This is a genomic window from Ruegeria sp. CK3 (assembly GCF_056536565.1).
This window is the reverse complement of the sequence record NZ_JBQFPV010000006.1, coordinates 165,854-185,355: the sequence shown is the minus strand read 5'-3', so window position 1 is coordinate 185,355 and position 19,502 is coordinate 165,854. Positions and strand designations below refer to the sequence as shown.

The window sequence follows — 19,502 nt, the reverse complement described above, 5'->3', positions numbered from 1 at the left end:
GTTGGACGCCTTACTGCAAGTCTTGCAACTGCGACAGCACTTCGGTGCTGACAACGACGCCATCGGCCTGAGACGCCGCGCGGTTCTTCAGCCGCCCGTCACCGGGTATGCGCGCGGTGCCATTGCCTTCGATCTCAGCGCAGATGCGCGTGACATAGTCGTTGAAGGCGGCATTTCCGAACCGTGTCGGATCAATCGCAATCAGGGTCGCGCCGCCCTTGACGTTCAGCGCGCCATGCGCCTCGCGCTCGGCATTGTCGACCGAGAGGGTGCCCCCGGCCAACGCCGCGCCCATGACCTCGATCAGGAGGGCAATTGCGGCCCCTTTGTGTTCGCCGAACGGCAGAAGGCTGCGAGTTTCGAGGATGGCGTTGGGATCAGCGCTGGGCTGGCCGTCCGGGGCCAGACCCGCTGGGCGCGGAAGGTCATGCCCTTCGGCAGCGGCCATGCGGATATCCATCAAGGCCACTGTCGAGGACGCCTGATCCCAGACGATCGGTTCCATGCCGTCACGCGGGCAGGCAAATGACATCGGGTTGGTGCCAAAGACCGGGCGCACACCGCCCTGCGGAACCACCATCGACAGTGAGTTCACTACGGCCAAAGCCACCAACCCCGCCTCGGCCAGCGGTTCGGTGTCAAAGCGCAACGCGCCTAGGTGGTGACTGTTGGCGCAGGTGAAGGCGGCGATCCCGTTTTCACGGGCCATCGCAATCAGCTCATCCCGGGCTGCGGCTGCGGCGATCTGGTAGTACCCGTTGTCCGCGTCGCCGCGCAGAACACCCGGCGCGATACGCTCGAACGTAGGGTGGGCAGCGGGGTTGGCATAGCCCGAGGTAAAGCTCTGCGCGTAGACCGGTAGCATGCGCAAACCGTGGCTGCGCGGGCCGTCACGTTCGGATTTGACGACGATCTCAGCGATCATGTCGCTGCACGTATCATCCATGCCCACAGCCACAAGGACGGATTTCGCCAATTCCCTAACCTCTTGGAGTGAGAGCGTTTTCGTCGAGATATCGGTCATTGGCAAATCCTGTCCTTGTGTTCGTGAAAGGGACCGCAAGCCCCCTTGTTGTTCTTGTCAGGCGCGTGCGCGGGCACTGGTGGGGTCCACGGCGCAGGTGTCGATGACGTCGGCCTCGCGCAGCTCGTTATGGACCAGCACCTGCATTCTGGTGCCCGGTGCCGTCATGTTCTGCGGCACCAGCGCCATCGCGATGTCGTGGTTGCAATAGTATGAGAACCCGCCCGAGGTGATGCGCCCGATCAACCTACCATCGGAGTAGACACCTTCGTCAAACATCACCGACGTATCGCAATATGGCAATTTCAACGTGACCAGAGTGTTGTATCCCCCCGCATCCTGCTGTTTCAGCAGCGCGGGTTTGCCGATGAAGTCCCGTTCGACCACTTGCCCGCCGATCTTCTCGGTCATAGCGACGAACCGGCCCAGATCGGCCTCAAACGGGGTCAGGTCCTTGCAGATCTCGCGGTTGATGGCGCGGTAGGATTTCTCGAGCCGCATGGATTCCAGCGCCTCAAGACCGAACGGTTTCACGCCCGCCTTCAGCAGCAGATCCACGAGGTGGCGGTTGTAGCCCGCCGGATGGTGCAGCTCCCATCCCAGCTCACCGGTGTAGGAGACGCGCAGCAGGCGAACGCCCTTGGCATAGCCGACTTCACCCATCTGGGCCGAGAGCCACGGGAAGGCCTCGTTCGACAGATCATTGTCGGTCAGTTTCGACAGAATCTCGCGCGATTTCGGACCGGCCAGAGCGATCACGCCCAGCTGTTCCGAGATATCCTCCATCACGACTGAGCCCTCTTTGGGCAGCAGACGTTGCATTTGGTCCCAGTTATAGGCCTGCCAATTTGGGGTCGAGATCAGGTAGAAATCATCTTCGGCGTAGCGCACGATGGTGTATTCCGCATCCATCCCGCCCTTGTCGTTCAGCATCAGCGACAGGGTCATGCGCCCCACCTTGGGCAGTTTGTTCGCCATCAGGCCGTCAAGCCATTTGGCCGCGCCCGGCCCGCGCACGGTGAATTTGGTCATCGGAGACATCTCGATGAAGCCTGCCTCTTCCCGCGTGCGGCGCACTTCTTCCTGAACCAGCTCCATATGATTGGTGCGGCGGAAGGAGTGTTCGGGGATCGCCTCCTCGGGTGATTTGGCGAACCAGCGCGGGAATTCATAGCCGTTGAAGCTGGTCCAGACGGCACCCTGCGCGGTCAACAGATCGTAGGAGCCCGCGGTTTTCATCGGGCGGGCCTCGGGGAAATCCTCACCGGGGACATGGGCATCCATATGGGTTCCCCATGTCTCGCGGACCTTGTCCATGGTCCACCGTTTCGAGGCATAGTCCGAGAACCGGCGCGGGTCGAGTTCCGACATGTCCATGCCCGGATCGCCATCCACGATCCATTTGGCCAGACGGTTCCCGACCGTGCCGCCCCACAGGATGCCGCCGGGCATCCCTTCGGCCAGCCACAGGTTCTCGTGCCCCGGCGCGGGGCCAGCCAGAGGCAGCTCGTCCGGGGTCATCTGGAACGGACCGCGGGTGTTGGCCTTGATGCCAACCTCGCCCAGCGTCGGAACCCGTTCGATTGCGCGTTCCCACTGGGTTTCCACAGCATCGAAATCTTCGGGCAGAAGGTCGGCGCCGAAATCCGGTGGCACGCGGTCTTCGGCGAACAGCTTGAGGTCCTTGGTGAATTCATAGGGGCCAAACTGGATGCCGCCCACGTCCTCGCGCAGATAGGCGCCATAGTCCTCGTCCCGCAGGATCGGGAATTCCGGCAGACCCTGTGCCTTGCGCTCTTTCAGCAAGGGAACGGTCTCGGTTGTCCAATATTGGTGAACGATCGGGATACAGGGCAGGTCGAGTCCCACACGGCGCGCGTTTTCGCGGGCGTAGTTGCCGGTGGCAAAGATCAGATGCTCGCAGGTGATCTCACCCTGGTTGGTGGTCACTTTCCAGTGGCCGTTTTCAAGCTTTTCATAAGCGGTGGCTTCGGTGTTCTGATAGACCGTGGCCCCGGCATCGCGCGCCAGCTTGACCAGCGCCATGGTGATGTCGGCGGGATTCACATAGCCGTCTTCGGTGTGCAGGATGCCGCCGCGAATATCCGGGCTTTGGTTCAGCAAGGGGTGAACCTCGGCAATCTCTTCCGGTGTCAGCAGCTTGCACGGCACCCCGGCGGCCTCGGCGATCGAGATATAGGACTGGAACTCATCCCAGCGCTTTTCGGTATTGGCAACGCGCAGCTGGCCCACTTTGCGAAGGCCCACCGAGGCGCCCATCTTTTCCTCAACCTCGGAATAGATGCGGATGGTCTCCATGGTCATCTTCGACACGTTATGCGAGCGCACAAAGGTCACAAGCAGACCGGCGGCATGCCACGTGGACCCGGATGTCAGCGTTGTCCGTTCCACCATCACCGCATCCGTGCAGCCATGTTCGGTCAGACCATACAGGATCGAGGCCCCAACGCAGCCGCCCCCGACCACAACTACTTTCGCATGTGACTTCATCGTATGTTTATACCGTGTCTGGTTTGCCAACAGTGTTTGGAAGCACCATTCCGTCAGTCGGTCTTTTGCGCAATTGGAAAAATATTTCACTCTGAATGAGTTGAAGTCACCCAAGCCAAACAAGTGCCTTGTGAAACGCGCTGGGTACCCAAGTCCTCAGCTAGGGTGAGTTGACTAAGAGCTCTATTGATGGGTTGCCATTGAGTGTTGGACGGCGCTTCTGCTTGATCCGTGCAACAGGGCGGCCAGTTCTTAGGCGAAAACCGGTGCAATGGCGGCGTCGTGAACCTTGAACCATTGCCTCTTGCGGGCCGAGGCCCTAGCTTAACGTGCAGTCAACGATAGCAAGGCAGGATTCTGGTGGTTTCCCTGGTTCGTCGCGTGGCACTGGCCGCGCTGCTTTCATCCTCGGTCGCAATCCCGGCGTTTTCGGATACCGGGTCAGGAGCCTATTTAGCCGGACGTCAGGCAATCTACGAAAACGACTATGCCGCCGCCGAAAGGTATTATGCGCAGGCGTTGCGGTCTGATCCGCAGAACGCATTGCTGTTGGAAAGCGTCGTCGTCGCGCGGCTGGCGTTGGGCGAAGTTGAGCGCGCACTGCCCATCGCTGAGACGATTGAAGAGAATGGCCTTCCGAGCCAAGCAGCCCGGATTGCCATCGCCGCAAACCTGATCGCAGAGGGCGATTGGGAGACCCTGCTGTCACGTGATCCCGAAACGCAGGGCGTGGGTCCATTGGTCGATGGGTTGATGATTGCCTGGGCCTATCTTGGTCAGGGTGAGATGACCAAGGCGATGGAGCAGTTCGACTCGGTTACAACCCAGGAAGGGTTGCGCGAGTTTGCCCTCTATCACAAAGCGATGGCTTTGGCGTCGATCGGTGATTTCGAAGGGGCTGAGGCGATTTTCGCGGCCGATGACGGGGTCGTGGCCCGGTTCACACGCCGCGCCGCGTTAGCCCGGACCGAGGTTCTGTCGCAGCTTGACCGGAATGAGGACGCTCTGACCTTCTTGGCCGATGTGTTTCAGGCCGGAAGCGATCCGTCGATCACAGATTACACAAGCCGATTGTCTGATGGCGAAACGCTGCCCTTCACCCATGCAGGAACGGCGCAAGACGGCATGGCCGAGATCTTCTTTTCGGTGGGTGCTGCGTTGAATGAGGAGGCCGCTCCGGACTACGTTCTGCTTTATGCCCGCACGGCTAGCTTCCTGCGCCCCGATCACGTCGATGCTCTTTTGATGAGCGCCGAGCTTCTGTCGGAACTCAACCAGCTTGATCTTGCGGTCGAAGCGTATCGCGCGGTTCCCAAGGACAGCACCGATCACCACGTGGCCGAACTGGGCCGGGCTGATGTTTTGGGGCAATCCGGCAAAACCGATGCGGCGGTTGAGGTTCTGCAATCACTGGCTGCGGAAAAGCCTGATCTGCCCAGTGTCCATGTCGCTTTGGCCGATCTGCAGCGCCGCGAGGAAAACTATGCCGCCGCCGTTGACTCCTACAACACGGCGATTGATCTGGCCGAGGGTGTCTCGGCCGCGAATTGGTTCCTGCACTACGCGCGCGGGATTTCTCATGAGCGCCTCAAGCAATGGGATCAGGCCGAGGCCGATTTCCGGCGTGCGCTTGAGTTGAACCCGGATCAGCCGCAGGTTCTGAACTATCTGGGCTATTCGCTTGTCGAACGGCGCGAGAAACTGGACGAGGCGCTGGACATGATCGAACGCGCCGTCGCGGCGCGACCCGACAGTGGTTATATCGTCGACAGCCTTGGCTGGGTCCTGTTCCGCCTTGGTCGCTATGACGAAGCGGTCGAGCATATGGAGCGCGCGGTAGAGCTGATGCCGGTGGATCCGGTGGTCAATGACCATCTGGGCGATGTCTACTGGGCCGTTGGACGCGCCCGCGAGGCCGAATTCCAGTGGAAACGGGCCCTGTCCTTCGTTGATCCCGAAGACACCGATGGTGAGGCTGATCCCGAACGCATCCGACGCAAGCTTGAGGTCGGTCTGGATACGGTTCTGTCCGAAGAGGGCGCGGATCCGTTGAAGGTTGCCAATGGCAACTAGCGCCTTTGCGCCCGCCAAGGTCAATCTAACCCTGCATGTCACCGGCCAGCGCGCCGATGGCTATCATCTGTTGGATTCACTAGTGGCTTTTGCCGACATTGGCGATCAGCTGACGTTTGACCCGGGCGTAGGTATTTCGATCTCGGTGAGCGGAGAGCATGCCGACAGGGTTCCCACGGACCGCCGAAATCTCGTTTGGAAAGCGGCTGAGGGCACCGGGTGGACGGGCCATGTCAGGTTGAACAAGGCGCTGCCTCATGGCGGCGGCGTTGGCGGAGGGTCCTCGGACGCGGCGGCCATGCTGCGCCACGCGGCGGCGCAAGGATTTGATATCCCAACGCATCTTCCGACCGCGTTAGGGGCCGATATTCCGGTTTGCATGGTGGCCGAGGCTGCGCGGATGCGTGGGATTGGCGAGCAGGTGGAACGGGTCGCTTTGCCCCCATTGCCCGCTCTTCTGGTCAATCCGGGTGTCGAGGTTCCGACCGGATCGGTCTTCGGCGCATTGGCGTCGCGGGACAATCCGGGATTGCCAGATCAAATCCCCTCATTCGCGGGCGTGGAAGACTGCGTCGCGTGGCTCTCGAACCAGAGAAACGACCTTGAACAGCCCGCCATAAGCCAGGCCCCGCAAATCGGGCGTGTGTTGGAGGAATTGGCGGACACAAGGGATGTGCTGCTGGCCCGAATGTCGGGGTCAGGGTCTACCTGTTTTGCGCTCTACCCGTCGATGAAGGCCGCGCATTTCGCAGCCTATGAGATCGGCGCGGCCCAGCCAGATTGGTGGTGCCGCGCAACGATGCTCAGTTAAGGCGCGAGACCACGTAGTCGGCCAGATCGCGCAGCAGAGTGCGGATTTCGTGATCAGGCAGAACCTCGAGCGAGGCTTTGGCCTTGTTCGCCCATCCCAGCGCATCCTGACGTGTCGCCTCGAGCGTCTGGTATTTGTTCATAAGCCCAAGCGCATGCTCCAGATCGCCGTCCTGCTGGCGGCCTTTCTCGATCGTGCGCTCCCAGAAGATACGCTCATCCGCGGTGGCCTGCGCGACGGCTTTGATCACCGGCAGGGTCAGTTTGCGTTCGCGGAAATCGTCGCCCACATTCTTGCCAGTTGCCTTGCTGTCACCCTGATAATCCAGCAGATCGTCGGCGATTTGGAAGGCAATGCCCAAGGCATCTCCATAGTCGAACAGAGCTTTGACCTGCGCGTCTGAGGCTTCAGAAATCACGCCGCCAACCTCGGTCGCTGCGGAAAACAAAGCCGCGGTCTTGCCGCGTACGACCTGCAGATAGATGCTCTCATCCGTGTTCAGATCGGTGGCGGCGGTCATCTGCAGCACCTCGCCTTCGGCAATCGTGGCCGAGGCATTGGCGAGGATATCCAGAACACGCAGCGATCCGGTTTCTACCATTAGCTGGAAGCTGCGGGAAAACAGATAGTCGCCGACCAACACGCTGGATTTGTTGTCCCACAGCAGGTTCGCCGTGGGGCGCCCGCGTCGTTGGGCGCTTTCGTCGACCACATCGTCGTGCAACAAGGTCGCAGTGTGAATGAACTCGACCGTCGCGGCCAGACGCACGTGATGCTCGCCCGTATAGCCAAACAGCCGGGCCGCCGCCAATGTCAGCATCGGGCGCAGGCGCTTGCCGCCCGCTTCGACCAGATGCGCGGTCACCTCGGGGATACGGGGCGCGTGTTCGGACGCCATCCGGGTCCGGATCAGCGTATTCACCGCCTCCATTTCGCCGGTCAACATTTCGGCCAGCCGTTCGTGCGGCTTCGAGATTGTGCTGATGCCCATCACACTCCTGATACAAGGCTCGACTTTCGCCTTGCCTTGCCCTTACATCCATCCCCATGAAAGAACTATTGCGCAGCACCGATCCGACAATCCTGGCCTTTGCATCCGCTCTTCTTGAGGGCGAGGATATAGACTGCTTTCAGATGGACGTAAATATGAGCATCCTCGAAGGCGGCATCGGAATTTTCCCCCGCCGCCTGATGGTTCGGGCTGACGACCTGACCCGAGCAGAGCGTGTGATGCGCGACAACGAGATCCCGCTGGGGCGATGACCGGGTTCAAGGAGGATGAGCTAAGCCGGAACGATTTCCTCGGCGGGCGGTTGCGTCTATGGCAACCCGTGTCTGGCTATCGCGCTGGGGTCGACCCTGTTTTGCTGGCGGCCAGCGTATCCGCAACCTCTGGTCAGTCGGTACTGGAGCTTGGCTGCGGGGCAGGGGCTGCAATCCTGTGCCTTGCGACACGAATCCCCGGTTTGGACCTGTGCGGTGTTGAACTGCAAACGGCCTATGCGGATCTGGCCCGCCGCAATGCCGTAGAAAACAACATGGTGTTGGAGGTCGTTTCGGCTGATCTGAATGAGCTGCCCTCCGATCTGAAGCAGCGCCAGTTCGACCATGTGATCGCCAACCCGCCCTACTATCGCGCAGGCGCGCATAGCGCAGCCACGGACAGGGGGCGCAGTGTGGCTTTGGGAGAGGAGACGCCCCTAGCCGATTGGATTGATGTGGCGGCCAAACGACTGGCCCCGCGCGGCTATCTGCACATGATCCAAAAGGCGGATCGCCTGCACGATATGCTTTTGGCCTGTCAGGGGCGTCTGGGCTCGGTCGAAGTGCTGCCACTTGCGGCCCGCGTGGGGCGAGAGGCCGAGCTTGTGATTCTACGAGCCCGAAAAGGCGGGCGGGCGGCGTTCCGGCTACATGCGCCGGTCATCCTGCACACCGGTCAACGGCATGAGCGCGACGGTGACAGCTATACGCCGGAACTCTCGGATGTGCTGCGGCAAGGCGCTGCGTTGGGGCCGTTTCACGTCAATCGGCAATGACCAGCCGAATTTGTCGGATTTATCACTTTTTCTTCGCGTCTGCGGCGTGACAGGGTGGAAACGATATGCTCAACTTCTTACGTGACATCTAGACACGTAAACAAGGAGGATCGCCATGAGCGTGAGCGCACATCTGACGGAACTGAAGAAGAAGCACGAATCTCTCGGTCTCGAAGTGGAACAAGCTCAACGCGCGCCAGGCATTGATGATCTTCATATCGCCCAGCTAAAGAAACAGAAGCTAAGGCTGAAGGAAGAGATCGAGCGCTTATCGACTTAACCTTTAAGACTGGCGCGCGCCGCAACCACGGCCCCGCCGGTGATCAAGACCGCCGCGATCGCCAATGTCCATGTCGGCATGGCGATCCCGGCAAGAACCAGAACCACGGTAGACAGTAAAGGCGCCGCGTAAGAGCTGGTGCCCAGCATCTGAATGTCGCCTTGCTTGACCCCGATATCCCAGACATAGAACGCCAGACCGACCGGCCCCAGACCAAGGGCCAGTGTCGACAACCAACTGAGCGTGGTGTCCGGCCAGACCGGTGCCTCTAGCGCGAAATGCAGGCCCCATGAGGCGATCGCCGTGAACACGCAGAACACAGCGACCGAGCTTGTGGGCGTTTCTCCCAGCTTCCGTGACAACACGGAATAGCCCGACCATGTCAATGCGCATAGGAACGCCAGCGCGTATCCCGGTAGGTGGTCGGCTTGAAACCCGGCGCTGCCGCCTCCGGTGATGATCAGCGCGGCCCCGGCAAAGCCCAAGCACGCCCCGATCAGGTGGCCTGCGCGCAGGTTTTCTCCGGGTAACAGGCCAGAGAACAGAACGATAAGCAGCGGCCAGAGATAGGCGATCAGCCCTGCCTCGGCCGCTGGGGCCATCCGTAGGGCCGAGAAATACAGCGCGTGGTAGCCGAACAGTCCCACCGTTCCAAAGGCGTAGACCTTCCAGCTGATGCGGCGCAGCTGGGACAACCCGCCCGATCGCCACGTCCAGACAAGCCCCAAAGTACCGCCGATACTGAAGCAGATCGCATTCAGCAGCAGCGGCGGTGTTGGAGCTGACCCCACCGTGAACAGGGCCAGCAGCGCCCAAAGCAAAACCGCAATGAAGCCGATGGCGGTGGCGCGTTGTCTGGTCATGTGGATGAGACGTCTTCTACAGGAACGATGGTGAATTCATCCGAGATATGAGCGGTTTTTTCAATCTCCGCAACAAACCAATCGCGAAATGCTGCGACTTGAGGCCGGTTCTCCGCTCCGGGCAGGCAGAGAAATCGAAAGCGGCCTTTGGTCTCAATGGCGGTTTTGAACGGCGCGACAAGCCTCCCCTCCATCATGTCCTTGATGATCATCGCCCGTCGCCCCAAGGCCACGCCAACTCCGGCGACAGCCGCGTCAATCGCGTGGTCTGCGTTGGAAAAATGCGCCCCGTGGGTCGGCGTGAACTCGACGCCAACAGCCCTAAACCAAGTCGGCCAATCTGCCGGAGGCTTCAGAAACGCAATCGAATCGTCATGTATCAGTGGCGCGTCACGCAGGCTTTCGGGAGTTGTGAACTCGGCGGCCAGTTCGGGCGTCATAACGGGGGTCAGCCATTCCTTGCGAACCGGCAGGCAATAGAGCCCATCATCCCCGCCATAGCCAAACCGGATCGCGACATCCACGTCGTCCCTCTCAAGGTCCATATTGCGCAGGGTGGCCGAAAACCTCAGGTCGATTTCGGGATGGGCGCGGGCAAAATCATAAAGGCGTGGAGCCAGCCATTTGGCCGTCAGCGCAGGTCCGGCCGTCACGGTGAGGGTGTTGTTGTCCTGAAGCCTTCGCGTAGCGGCCCAAGCCGCTTTGAGTGACGCAAACCCCTCGGCAGCTCCTGGGGCGAGGGCTTTGCCCGCCTCGGTCAGTTCAACCGCGCGATTCAGGCGGCGAAACAGCGGATGGCCCAAATGGTCTTCAAGCGATTTGATCTGAAAGGACAGCGCCGCGGGCGTGACGTTCAACTCGTCTGCGGCCTTGGCGAACGACATGTGTCGCGCGGCAGCGTCAAAGGCACGCAAAGCGGTGAGAGGGGGGAGGCGATCACTCATGTCACTTAAGTAATACTTATCTGAATGCTTGAAAACTCTCGTTTGTGCCTTTTTCAATCAAGGGTCATGTTTAGGGCAAGTCAAGTTCAGCTTTAGCAAAGGGGATCCGCCATGATCGAGATGTCAACAAACCCGTCTGTCCAGATTGCAATTCGTCGTGCCCATGAAGAGCGCAGCAAGCTTGTTCACAAAGTTCTGGGATGGGTGTTTGGTTCCCGCTGACCGCAGCGCGCGCGGACTTACGGGATAAAGAAGGGCCGGTCCAAAAGGACCGGCCCGTTTTCGTTCAATGCTCTGAAATCAGACGAAGAACTGAGCGCCGTTGGCCGAGATGGTCGACCCATTGATGAACTGCGAATCGTCCGACGCAAGGAATGCGACGCAGCGCGCGATTTCTTCTGGCTCACCTAACCGGCCGGCCGGAATCTGGCCGATGATTGACTCGCGGACCTTCTCAGGCACGGCCATAACCATTTCGGTTGCGATATAGCCAGGGCAGATCGCGTTGGCAGTGATGCCCGCACGCGCGCCTTCCTGCGCGAGCGACTTCACGATACCCAGATCACCCGCTTTGGTCGCTGCATAGTTCACCTGAGCGAACTGGCCTTTCTGACCGTTGATCGAGCTGATGACGATAACGCGGCCAAACTTGCGTTCACGCATGCCGGGCCAGACGGGGTGTACGGTGTTGAAAACGCCGGTCAGGTTGGTGTCGATGACCTGATGCCACTGTTCAGGCGTCATCTTGTGGAAGGGCGCGTCGCGCGTGATGCCCGCATTAGCGACGACGATGTCGATGGGACCGACCTCGGCCTCGACCTTTTCGATGCCCGCTTTGGATTCGTCATAGTCGGCCACGTTCCACTTGTAGGTGGCGATGCCGGTTTCCTCGGTGAATTTTGCTGCGGCTTCGTCATTCCCCGCATAGGTGGCGGCAACATTGTATCCTTCGGCCTTGAGCGCCTTGGAAATTGCTGCGCCGATGCCGCGAGAACCGCCGGTTACGAGTGCTGTACGTGCCATGGATGACTCCTCCAATTTTGGTCGTCTTGGTAATTCTGTTACTCTGAGAGAGAATGTTGCGCAATATCGTTTCGTGTTCGATCTTGTCTTTCTGTCTGGCGATATTGTCGCAGCGGTTGTGTAAAGCTTGATTGTAACAAAAAAGGGCGCCCAGTGGACGCCCTTTTCTATTTAGATGTCAACGCACTTAGTCGCGCTCCACGCAGAGGGCGACACCCATGCCGCCACCAATGCAGAGGGTGGCCAGACCCTTCTTGGCATCACGGCGCTTCATTTCGAACAGCAGCGTGTTCAGAACACGGCAACCGGATGCTCCGATCGGGTGGCCAATGGCAATCGCGCCACCGTTCACGTTCACGATCGACGGGTCCCAGCCCATGTCTTTGTTCACGGCGCAGGCCTGCGCGGCGAAGGCTTCGTTGGCTTCGACCAGATCCAGATCATCAACCGACCAACCTGCTTTCTCCAACGCTTTACGCGAGGCATAGATCGGGCCAACACCCATGATCGACGGGTCAAGACCGGCAGTCGCGTAGGATGCGATACGGGCCAGAGGTTCAATCCCGCGCTTTTCGGCGTTCTCAGCCGACATCAGCAGGGTCGCCGCCGCGCCGTCGTTCAGGCCCGAGGCGTTTGCCGCAGTGACCGAGCCGTCTTTGGTGAAGGCCGGGCGCAGTTTGGCCATTGCTTCCATTGTTGCGCCGTGACGGATGTATTCGTCCTTGTCCATTACGATGTCGCCCTTGCGGGTTTTGATGGTGAACGGAACGATCTCATCCGCGAATTTGCCTGCGTTCTGCGCAGCCTCAGCTTTGTTTTGCGAGGCAACGGCGAATTCGTCCTGCATGTCGCGGCTGATCTGCCATTTCTCGGCGACGTTCTCAGCGGTTTGGCCCATATGGTAGCCGTTGAACGCATCCCACAGACCGTCGCGGATCATGGTGTCGATGTATTTCATGTCGCCCATCTTGTGGCCAGCGCGCAGGGCTGCGGCGTGGGGGGACAGGGTCATGTTTTCCTGGCCACCAGCGGCAACGATATCCGCATCGCCCAGTTGGATGTGCTGAGCGCCCAGCGCAACAGCGCGCAGGCCCGAGCCGCAAACCTGGTTGATGCCCCAAGCCGCGCTTTCCTGCGGTAGACCGGCGTTGATATGCGCCTGACGCGCAGGGTTCTGGCCCTGAGCGGCGGTCAGGACCTGACCCATGATGGTTTCGCTGACTTCGCCTTTGTCGACGCCGGCGCGTTCGACGACGGCTTCGAGGACGGCAGCGCCCAGATCATGTGCGGGGGTATTGGCAAACGAGCCGCCAAAGCTGCCCACACCTGTGCGTGCGGCGGATGCGATTACTACATTGGTCATATAATTTGTCCTTTACCGTCGTGGTCCAGCGGGAAATGTGACGACGCGGACCGCAGAGGGCTCCCTCTGCCCGTACCAGAGCGCCAATTTCTCCCCCCTCTAGTGCCTTCTGCAATAGCGCAATGCTGCACTTGCAGCAACGGACAGCTTGCCTCAGGCGGCAATCAGGCAAGTGTTCGCGCGCCGGTGGGTCAACTAAGTCCCTGTTTTGGAATTTCTTTCTGCCTTCCACGGCGGCAACAACGACGGCGCGCCAAACAGGAAACCCTGCATGCAGTCGACACCGCTTGCGCTCAGAAAAGCTGCGTCTTGCGGATTTTCGACTGATTCGGCTGTGACCAGAATTTCGAACTCTCGCGCGACTGCGATCAATGCGCGGACGAGGGCCTGGTTGTCGGGGTCGGTACTGATACCGCGAATGAACTGACCGTCGATCTTGGCGCCATCAAACAAGAATTCCCGGAAATGCCGAAAGCAGAAATTGCTTGCGCCAAAGTCATCCAGAGCAAAGGCAATACCACGCTCCTGCAACCTGTCCATCAGGTCGATCACCAGCTCGGGCACCTGCATCGCCGATTTCTCGGAGATCTCCAAAATCAGTCGTTCGCCCAGATTGCTATCCCGTTTGAGAAAACGATCCAGAATACGTGACCAGTGCGAATACCCGATCGAGCGCGCCGACATGTTGATCGACAACCGGATCTGAGGGTTCCTGACCAGCGTCTGCAACCCCATCTCCAGCGCGATGCAATCCAACTCACGTCCGATTGGCGTGTTTTCCACCTGAGGCATGAAATCCCGTGCAGGAATGACCCGTCCGGTTTCATCCAACACGCGGATCAGCCCTTCATAGAAGGCAATGTTATGAGGCGCCTGTGCCTGCATCACCGGCTGAAAGGCCAGTTTGCATTGTTTGTGCCGCACCGCATCCGAGGCCATCTGCAGTACAGATTGATCTCGACCGAAAACCGCAGAGGTCAAAGGGCTGTCTGGCCCGTCCTGTGACTCTGCAACTGTCTTGTCCCGCATGCGCGCTGTCCCCGAATGGCTCTTCGGTAGCAGTGTCGCAGCAAACAGATGAATCTGCGGTTAATGCAGGTGATGATTAGCGCGCAGATTGCCCCGCGTGGCTGAGGGAGGCCGCGGCGCCGAACACCGCGCCCATCACGCCAAGGATCATCATGGAAAACCCGATCAGGACAAGCGCTGATGCTGCCGTTGCGATGGCGGCAAACATGGCCAGAAGCACACCTAGCAGTCCGACTGTGGTTGATACGGTTGTCACTCGGGTCATTCCGGCCTCCGGTCACTGGTTACGTCACACCTGACGCTCCATATGGACCGTTCGGGCCGGATTTCAACCAAAGCGGCGTGGTGTAACGCCAGGATCAGGCCTGTTTTGCTGCGGAATTAGGCAAGTTTTCGCGAGTCTGCTCGAATCCGGGCGTTCCGAGATCTTCAGGGTGGCGGGCCAGATGCTTTGCCTTGATTTGCGCTGAGCTGTCGCGGCTTCCATCATGGCTATAGCCGGGCGGGGCAAAACAATAGGCGAGGCGTTGCTTCAGCGTCAGCCCCGGTTGGGTCGCATCGCGCCAGATGCCGACCCATTCGTGAAAGGCTACGCGCAGCGGGTTGAAGGTGGCGATGTTGTGAACCAGCCCGTAGTCAACGCGGTCGTTATCTTGCTCAGGGACAAAAGTGCCGAACATTTTGTCCCAGATGATGAAAACGCCAGCATAGTTGCAATCCAGATAACGCGCATTGCGCCCGTGATGCGCCCGGTGATGGCTAGGGGTGTTCATGACAGCTTCGAACCAGCGGGGCATTTTGCCGATGGCTTCTGTGTGAATCCAAAACTGGTAGATCAGGTTCAGCCCGCCCACGAACAGCACCATCGCCGGGTGAAAGCCCAGCAGGATCAGCGGCGCGCGCACCACCATCATGAAGGTAAACGTATAGGTCCATGTCTGCCGTAGCGCGGTGGTCAGGTTGTAGTGCTGCGAGCTGTGATGGTTCACATGGCTGGCCCAGACCCAGCGGATACGGTGGCCAAACCGATGCACCCAGTAGTACCGCAGGTCATCCAGCACAAAGCACAGGATGATGATCGGGATCGACGTACCCAGATCGAGCGGCGTGATCCGCCACAGCCACATGAAGAACCCATAGGCGATGAACCCCAGCAGAAACCCCGACGCAATATTGCCCGCCCCCATGATCAGGGAGGTCACGGCATCGCGCGTCTCATATCGCCCGCCGCGACCTTTAACGGCGATCCAGACGAACTCGGCCAAAATTGCGGCGATGAAGAACGGGACGGCCCATTGGACGGCATCGGGAAAGGTGATCTGGTCGGTCATGCGGGCTCCATCAAGTTGCGCCAGTGGGGGCGCTCAAACTCATCCAGGTGGATGATAGCTTTGGGGGTGCCGAAATCGTGGAACAGAATCTCGAACCCGTCGGTGCGGTCCAGCAAGTCATAGTCCAGCAGATGCTGCGCCACAGTATCCGCACCAAAGGACCAGAGGAGACCCGGCCCTTTTTCCGTCCGCACCAGCGCGGCGTGGCGATCATGGGCAACTGTGACGTCGATAATTGTGTCTTCCGGGAAATGCCGGACCCATTGATCGCGTGCGGTTTCAGGAGACAGAACGCACCGCTGCGATCTGCCGGTCAGATGCAGCAACAGAGTGACCCCGGCAATTCCGCCGACCACAAGCACCAACAGAATTTCCAGTGGCATTCCATCCTCCTGCGCACAGAGTGCGGATCGGAGGATGGGCTGTCAAAGGTGGCGTTGCGTCAGCTTAGCTGTTGGCCTCGACCAAAGTCGAAATGATCGCCTTCGCGCTCTCCGAGTTCCATTCAGCATCGCCGATCAGGCGGGCGATTTCATTGCCCTCCGGGTCGATGATGACCGTGATCGGCAGTCCGATGACACCCATCTCACGCGCCACAGCTTGCGAGGGGTCCTGATGGCGGGGCAGGTTAACGATGCCGTTTTCCTCGAAGAATTTCTTGATCCCGGCAGGCGAGTTGCGCCCAGTTGCCAGTGTCAGAACCTCGAACTTGTCGCCGCCGAACTCGTCTTGCAACTCGGCGATCTGGGGCATTTCCTTGCGGCAAGGCGCGCACCAGGTGGCCCAGAAGTTCAGCAGGACGTATTTGCCTTTATAGTCCGCAAGTGAGGCCGTGCCGCCGTCATCTTCTAGCTGGAAATCAACCGGCGTCACCGGTTTGGGTTCTTTGTGTAGGATCAGCCGTTTCAGGCTGTCTTCACGCAAGGGGCCGAGCGTTTCGGCATCGGTCGCCAAAGCGGCATTTGCACCCAGCGCAAGGGCCATATAAAGGGGGATCAGACGAAATAGGCGCATATCAACTCCGGGTTTTCTTACATGACCGATCAATCCTCGAACCAGATGTGGGGCGGCCGCTTTGCCGCCGGTCCAGACGCGATCATGGAGGCAATCAATGCCTCGATCGGGTTCGATCAGCGGATGGCAGCCCAGGACATCGCAGGCTCGCGCGCCCATGCCGCCATGCTGGCCGCCACAGGCGTTATTACTGATAGTGACGCCGAAGCCATTCGGGAAGGGCTGCTCACCGTTTTGTCAGAAATTCAGAACGGAGAATTTCAGTTCTCGACCGCGCTGGAAGATATCCACATGAATGTCGAGGCGCGGCTGAAGGAAGTTATTGGTGAGCCTGCAGGCCGTTTGCACACGGGCCGCAGCCGCAATGACCAAGTGGCGACCGACTTCAAACTGTGGGTCCGCGATCAGTTGGACGCGGCAGAAACCGGCCTTCTAGCTCTGATCCGCGCGCTATTGGCGCAGGCCGAGGCCGGGGCGGATTGGGTCATGCCCGGCTTCACCCACCTGCAAACCGCGCAGCCGGTGACGTGGGGCCATCACATGATGGCTTATGTTGAGATGTTTGGCCGCGACCTGTCCCGCGTTCGCGACGCCCGTGCCCGGATGAACGAATCCCCGCTGGGAGCAGCCGCGCTGGCCGGAACGTCGTTCCCCATCGACCGCCACATGACTGCCGAAGCGCTGGGCTTTGATCGCCCCGCCGCAAACTCGCTGGATGCGGTCAGCGACCGGGATTTCGCGTTGGAGTTCCTGTCGATCGCGTCGATCTGCGCCGTGCATCTGTCGCGTTTTGCCGAAGAATTGGTCATCTGGTCCTCGGCCCAGTTCCGGTTTGTCACGCTGTCTGACCGGTTCTCGACCGGTTCGTCGATCATGCCGCAGAAGAAAAACCCGGATGCTGCGGAACTGATCCGCGCCAAAGTCGGTCGCATCTTTGGTGCCAACACCGCGCTGATGATGGTGATGAAGGGTCTGCCGCTGGCCTATTCCAAGGATATGCAGGAAGATAAGGAACAGGTCTTTGACGCCGCCGATAACTGGATGCTGGCGCTGGCGGCGATGGAGGGCATGGTCAAGGATATGACCGCCAATCGCGACAGCCTGGCCGCCGCTGCCGGTTCGGGTTTCTCAACCGCGACCGATCTGGCCGATTGGCTGGTGCGGGTTCTGGGTCTGCCGTTCCGTGATGCTCACCATGTTACTGGTTCGCTGGTTGCGATGGCTGAAAACAAGGGCTGCGACCTGCCTGATCTGACCTTGGAAGACATGCAGTCGGTCCATGCGGATATCACCGATGACGTCTATTCTGTTCTTACTGTCCAAAACTCTGTAAACTCGCGTCAGTCCTATGGTGGCACCGCCCCGGATCAGGTGCGGGCGCAGGTTGAGCGATGGAAGGCGCTGGTGTGATGACAGTTCTACGCATAGCGGTGATTGTGGCGGCTGGGTTCGCGCTGGCCGGATGTGGCGCGGATGGTGAGCCGGTTCAGCCAACGGCAAGCGTGGGTGTTGGCGTCGGCTCCAGCGGAACGCATGTGGGCGGAGGCATCGGCTTCCGCCGCGGGGGTTTTGGACTCTACCTGGGCGTTTAATCGCTGATCTCGTTGTAATTCCGGGTGAAACACCCAAATAGGGTCTGTCACGCCAAGGCGCGGACCTTCTTTCCAGCACTCTGAGACTGACCTCATGCGAATTTTCGGATTTCTTCTGGCGCTCGTCGCGCTTGCGGCTTGCGAGCCGACCTCCAGCCAACGGCCTGCACCGCAAAAAGAGCCCAGTTCAACCGGAGTCTCAGTGTCCGGCTACGCGCGTGTCGGGGTGTCGAACGATTTCTGATCGCCCTGCGGCGTATCGTTTCAGTGCGAATCCATTGATCCATAGGGCGGTTTTGGTCTAATCGCGCTTCTATGGATCACTTTCTTTACCGCGACGGCGCGCTTTACGCCGAGGATGTCCCGATCTCCGAAATCGCAGCCGCGGTCGGAACCCCGTTCTATGTCTATTCGACTGCGACCCTGTTGCGGCATTTCAAGCTGTTCGATGACGCGCTTGAAGGCACTGATCACCTTGTCTGCTATGCGATGAAGGCCGCCAGCAATCAGGCGATCCTGAAAACGCTGGCGCAGGCGGGTGCTGGAATGGATGTGGTCTCGGGCGGGGAATACCTGCGCGCTAAGGCCGCCGGTGTGCCGGGCGACAAAATCGTCTTTTCGGGCGTTGGCAAGACGGCGGATGAGATTCGCACAGCGCTGACCGGCGGCATCCGCCAGTTCAACGTCGAATCCGAGCCCGAGATGGAAGTGATCAACGCGGTAGCGACGGAGCTGGGCGTGGTTGCGCCGATCACCGTTCGGGTGAACCCGGATGTGGACGCCAAGACCCATGCCAAAATCGCAACCGGCAAGTCCGAGAACAAGTTCGGCATCCCGATCTCGCGCGCGTCCGAGGTCTATGCGCACGCGGCCGCTCTGCCGGGGTTGGAGGTGATCGGCATCGACGTCCATATCGGCTCGCAACTGACCGAGCTGGAGCCGTTTGAGCTGGCCTACACCAAGGTCGCCGAACTGACCGAGCAGTTGCGTGCAGAGGGCCACAACATCCGCCGCCTCGATCTGGGCGGTGGGCTTGGCATTCCCTACACGCGCTCGAACGACGCGCCGCCTCTGCCGTTGGAATATGGCGCTCTGATCAAGAAAACTTTGGGCCATCTGGGCTGCGAGATCGAAATCGAACCCGGTCGCCTGATCTCAGGCAATGCCGGTCTGATGGTCAGCAAGGTGATCTATGTGAAATCCGGAGAAGGACGAGATTTCCTGATCCTTGACGGCGCGATGAACGATCTGATCCGCCCGGCCATGTATGAGGCGCATCACGATATCGTTGCGGTACAGGAACCCGCAGCGGGGGTCGAACAACAGCCCTATGACATCGTGGGCCCGGTCTGCGAATCCGGCGATACATTTGCCAAACAGCGCAACATGCCGCCGCTTGCGCCGGGTGATCTGATCGCCTTCCGCAGCGCCGGTGCCTATGGCGCGGTCATGGCCAGCGAATACAACACGCGCCCCCTGATCCCCGAGGTTTTGGTGAATGGGGATCAATTTGCCGTAATTCGTGAGCGCCCAAGCTTTGACGAAATCATAAACCGCGATACCATACCTGAGTGGCTCTGACGCGGTAGGCGCGCGGGCCAACCC

General features: G+C 59.8%; 20 protein-coding genes. 8 read left to right on the top strand and 12 right to left on the bottom strand.

The genetic code is table 11. The features are described from left to right. Positions 1-10 precede the first annotated feature (10 nt). A complete protein-coding gene (locus tag ACR0C3_RS10295; protein WP_480758331.1) occupies positions 11-1,024 on the bottom strand; it encodes an Ldh family oxidoreductase in 1,014 nt (337 codons plus the stop codon). Positions 1,025-1,081: 57 nt separating this feature from the next. Next, complete coding sequence (locus ACR0C3_RS10290) at positions 1,082-3,535, bottom strand: GcvT family protein (protein WP_480758329.1); 2,454 nt, start codon at positions 3,533-3,535, stop codon at positions 1,082-1,084. Positions 3,536-3,892: 357 nt separating this feature from the next. Between ACR0C3_RS10290 and ACR0C3_RS10285 the strand changes: the two genes are divergently transcribed. Both ACR0C3_RS10285 and ACR0C3_RS10280 read left to right on the top strand, forming a co-directional pair. Next, on the top strand, positions 3,893-5,608 hold the full coding sequence (locus tag ACR0C3_RS10285; RefSeq protein ID WP_480758489.1) for a tetratricopeptide repeat protein: 1,716 nt from the start codon (positions 3,893-3,895) through the stop codon (positions 5,606-5,608). Next, the gene (locus ACR0C3_RS10280; RefSeq protein ID WP_480758327.1) at positions 5,598-6,419 is read left to right on the top strand and encodes a 4-(cytidine 5'-diphospho)-2-C-methyl-D-erythritol kinase; all 822 of its coding nucleotides are present in this window, start codon (positions 5,598-5,600) and stop codon (positions 6,417-6,419) included. Before ACR0C3_RS10285 ends, ACR0C3_RS10280 begins: the two co-directional genes overlap by 11 nt. On the opposite strand, the gene ACR0C3_RS10275 is transcribed toward ACR0C3_RS10280, so the two are convergent. Beyond that, positions 6,412-7,410 carry a polyprenyl synthetase family protein gene (locus tag ACR0C3_RS10275; RefSeq protein ID WP_480758325.1) on the bottom strand — a complete coding sequence of 333 codons (999 nt, stop codon included), beginning with the start codon at positions 7,408-7,410 and terminating at the stop codon, positions 6,412-6,414. The genes ACR0C3_RS10280 and ACR0C3_RS10275 overlap by 8 nt on opposite strands. A gap of 56 nt (positions 7,411-7,466) precedes the next feature. Here ACR0C3_RS10275 and ACR0C3_RS10270 point away from each other — a divergent pair, with 56 nt between their 5' ends. From ACR0C3_RS10270 to ACR0C3_RS10260, 3 genes are all read left to right on the top strand, one after another. Beyond that, positions 7,467-7,682: a putative signal transducing protein gene (locus tag ACR0C3_RS10270; RefSeq protein WP_037316655.1), complete on the top strand. Its 216-nt coding sequence runs from the start codon at positions 7,467-7,469 to the stop codon at positions 7,680-7,682. Continuing rightward, positions 7,679-8,458 (top strand): tRNA1(Val) (adenine(37)-N6)-methyltransferase, encoded by a 780-nt coding sequence (locus tag ACR0C3_RS10265; protein ID WP_480758324.1) that lies wholly within the window; start codon positions 7,679-7,681, stop codon positions 8,456-8,458. The genes ACR0C3_RS10270 and ACR0C3_RS10265 overlap by 4 nt, the downstream gene beginning before the upstream one ends. A 115-nt stretch (positions 8,459-8,573) precedes the next feature. Then, positions 8,574-8,738, top strand: a complete 165-nt coding sequence (locus ACR0C3_RS10260; protein WP_170379030.1) for a YdcH family protein — start codon at positions 8,574-8,576, stop codon at positions 8,736-8,738. Here the strand turns inward: ACR0C3_RS10260 and yddG are convergent. The 9 genes from yddG to ACR0C3_RS10215 all read right to left on the bottom strand — a co-directional run bounded on the left by yddG (position 8,735) and on the right by ACR0C3_RS10215 (position 16,305). Beyond that, positions 8,735-9,601 (bottom strand): aromatic amino acid exporter YddG, encoded by an 867-nt coding sequence (gene yddG / locus ACR0C3_RS10255; protein ID WP_480758322.1) that lies wholly within the window; start codon positions 9,599-9,601, stop codon positions 8,735-8,737. The genes ACR0C3_RS10260 and yddG overlap by 4 nt on opposite strands. After that, complete coding sequence (locus ACR0C3_RS10250; RefSeq protein ID WP_480758321.1) at positions 9,598-10,545, bottom strand: transcriptional regulator GcvA; 948 nt, start codon at positions 10,543-10,545, stop codon at positions 9,598-9,600. Before ACR0C3_RS10250 ends, yddG begins: the two co-directional genes overlap by 4 nt. Positions 10,546-10,845: 300 nt before the next feature. Next, a complete protein-coding gene (gene phbB, locus ACR0C3_RS10245) occupies positions 10,846-11,568 on the bottom strand; it encodes an acetoacetyl-CoA reductase (RefSeq protein WP_170379024.1) in 723 nt (240 codons plus the stop codon). Positions 11,569-11,755: 187 nt separating this feature from the next. Further along, positions 11,756-12,931 carry an acetyl-CoA C-acetyltransferase gene (locus tag ACR0C3_RS10240; protein ID WP_170379022.1) on the bottom strand — a complete coding sequence of 392 codons (1,176 nt, stop codon included), beginning with the start codon at positions 12,929-12,931 and terminating at the stop codon, positions 11,756-11,758. 195 nt (positions 12,932-13,126) lie between these two features. Then, positions 13,127-13,960: an EAL domain-containing protein gene (locus ACR0C3_RS10235; protein ID WP_480758319.1), complete on the bottom strand. Its 834-nt coding sequence runs from the start codon at positions 13,958-13,960 to the stop codon at positions 13,127-13,129. A 76-nt stretch (positions 13,961-14,036) separates the two neighbouring features. After that, complete coding sequence (locus ACR0C3_RS10230) at positions 14,037-14,225, bottom strand: hypothetical protein (RefSeq protein WP_480758318.1); 189 nt, start codon at positions 14,223-14,225, stop codon at positions 14,037-14,039. 94 nt (positions 14,226-14,319) lie between these two features. Then, entirely contained in the window at positions 14,320-15,291 is a 972-nt protein-coding gene (locus ACR0C3_RS10225; protein ID WP_480758317.1) for a sterol desaturase family protein, read from the bottom strand. Continuing rightward, positions 15,288-15,674, bottom strand: a complete 387-nt coding sequence (locus tag ACR0C3_RS10220) for a hypothetical protein (protein ID WP_480758315.1) — start codon at positions 15,672-15,674, stop codon at positions 15,288-15,290. The genes ACR0C3_RS10225 and ACR0C3_RS10220 overlap by 4 nt, the downstream gene beginning before the upstream one ends. 64 nt (positions 15,675-15,738) lie before the next feature. Next, positions 15,739-16,305: a TlpA disulfide reductase family protein gene (locus tag ACR0C3_RS10215; protein ID WP_170379012.1), complete on the bottom strand. Its 567-nt coding sequence runs from the start codon at positions 16,303-16,305 to the stop codon at positions 15,739-15,741. Between the two features lie 21 nt (positions 16,306-16,326). On the opposite strand from ACR0C3_RS10215, the gene argH reads away from it, so the two are divergent. The 3 genes from argH (at position 16,327) to lysA (ending at position 19,478) form a co-directional block, all read left to right on the top strand. Beyond that, positions 16,327-17,715 carry an argininosuccinate lyase gene (gene argH, locus ACR0C3_RS10210; protein WP_170691532.1) on the top strand — a complete coding sequence of 463 codons (1,389 nt, stop codon included), beginning with the start codon at positions 16,327-16,329 and terminating at the stop codon, positions 17,713-17,715. Continuing rightward, positions 17,715-17,897 (top strand): argininosuccinate lyase, encoded by a 183-nt coding sequence (locus ACR0C3_RS10205; RefSeq protein ID WP_170469036.1) that lies wholly within the window; start codon positions 17,715-17,717, stop codon positions 17,895-17,897. Before argH ends, ACR0C3_RS10205 begins: the two co-directional genes overlap by 1 nt. 315 nt (positions 17,898-18,212) lie before the next feature. Beyond that, on the top strand, positions 18,213-19,478 hold the full coding sequence (lysA, locus tag ACR0C3_RS10200) for a diaminopimelate decarboxylase (protein WP_480758314.1): 1,266 nt from the start codon (positions 18,213-18,215) through the stop codon (positions 19,476-19,478). The last annotated feature ends 24 nt before the right edge of the window (positions 19,479-19,502 follow it).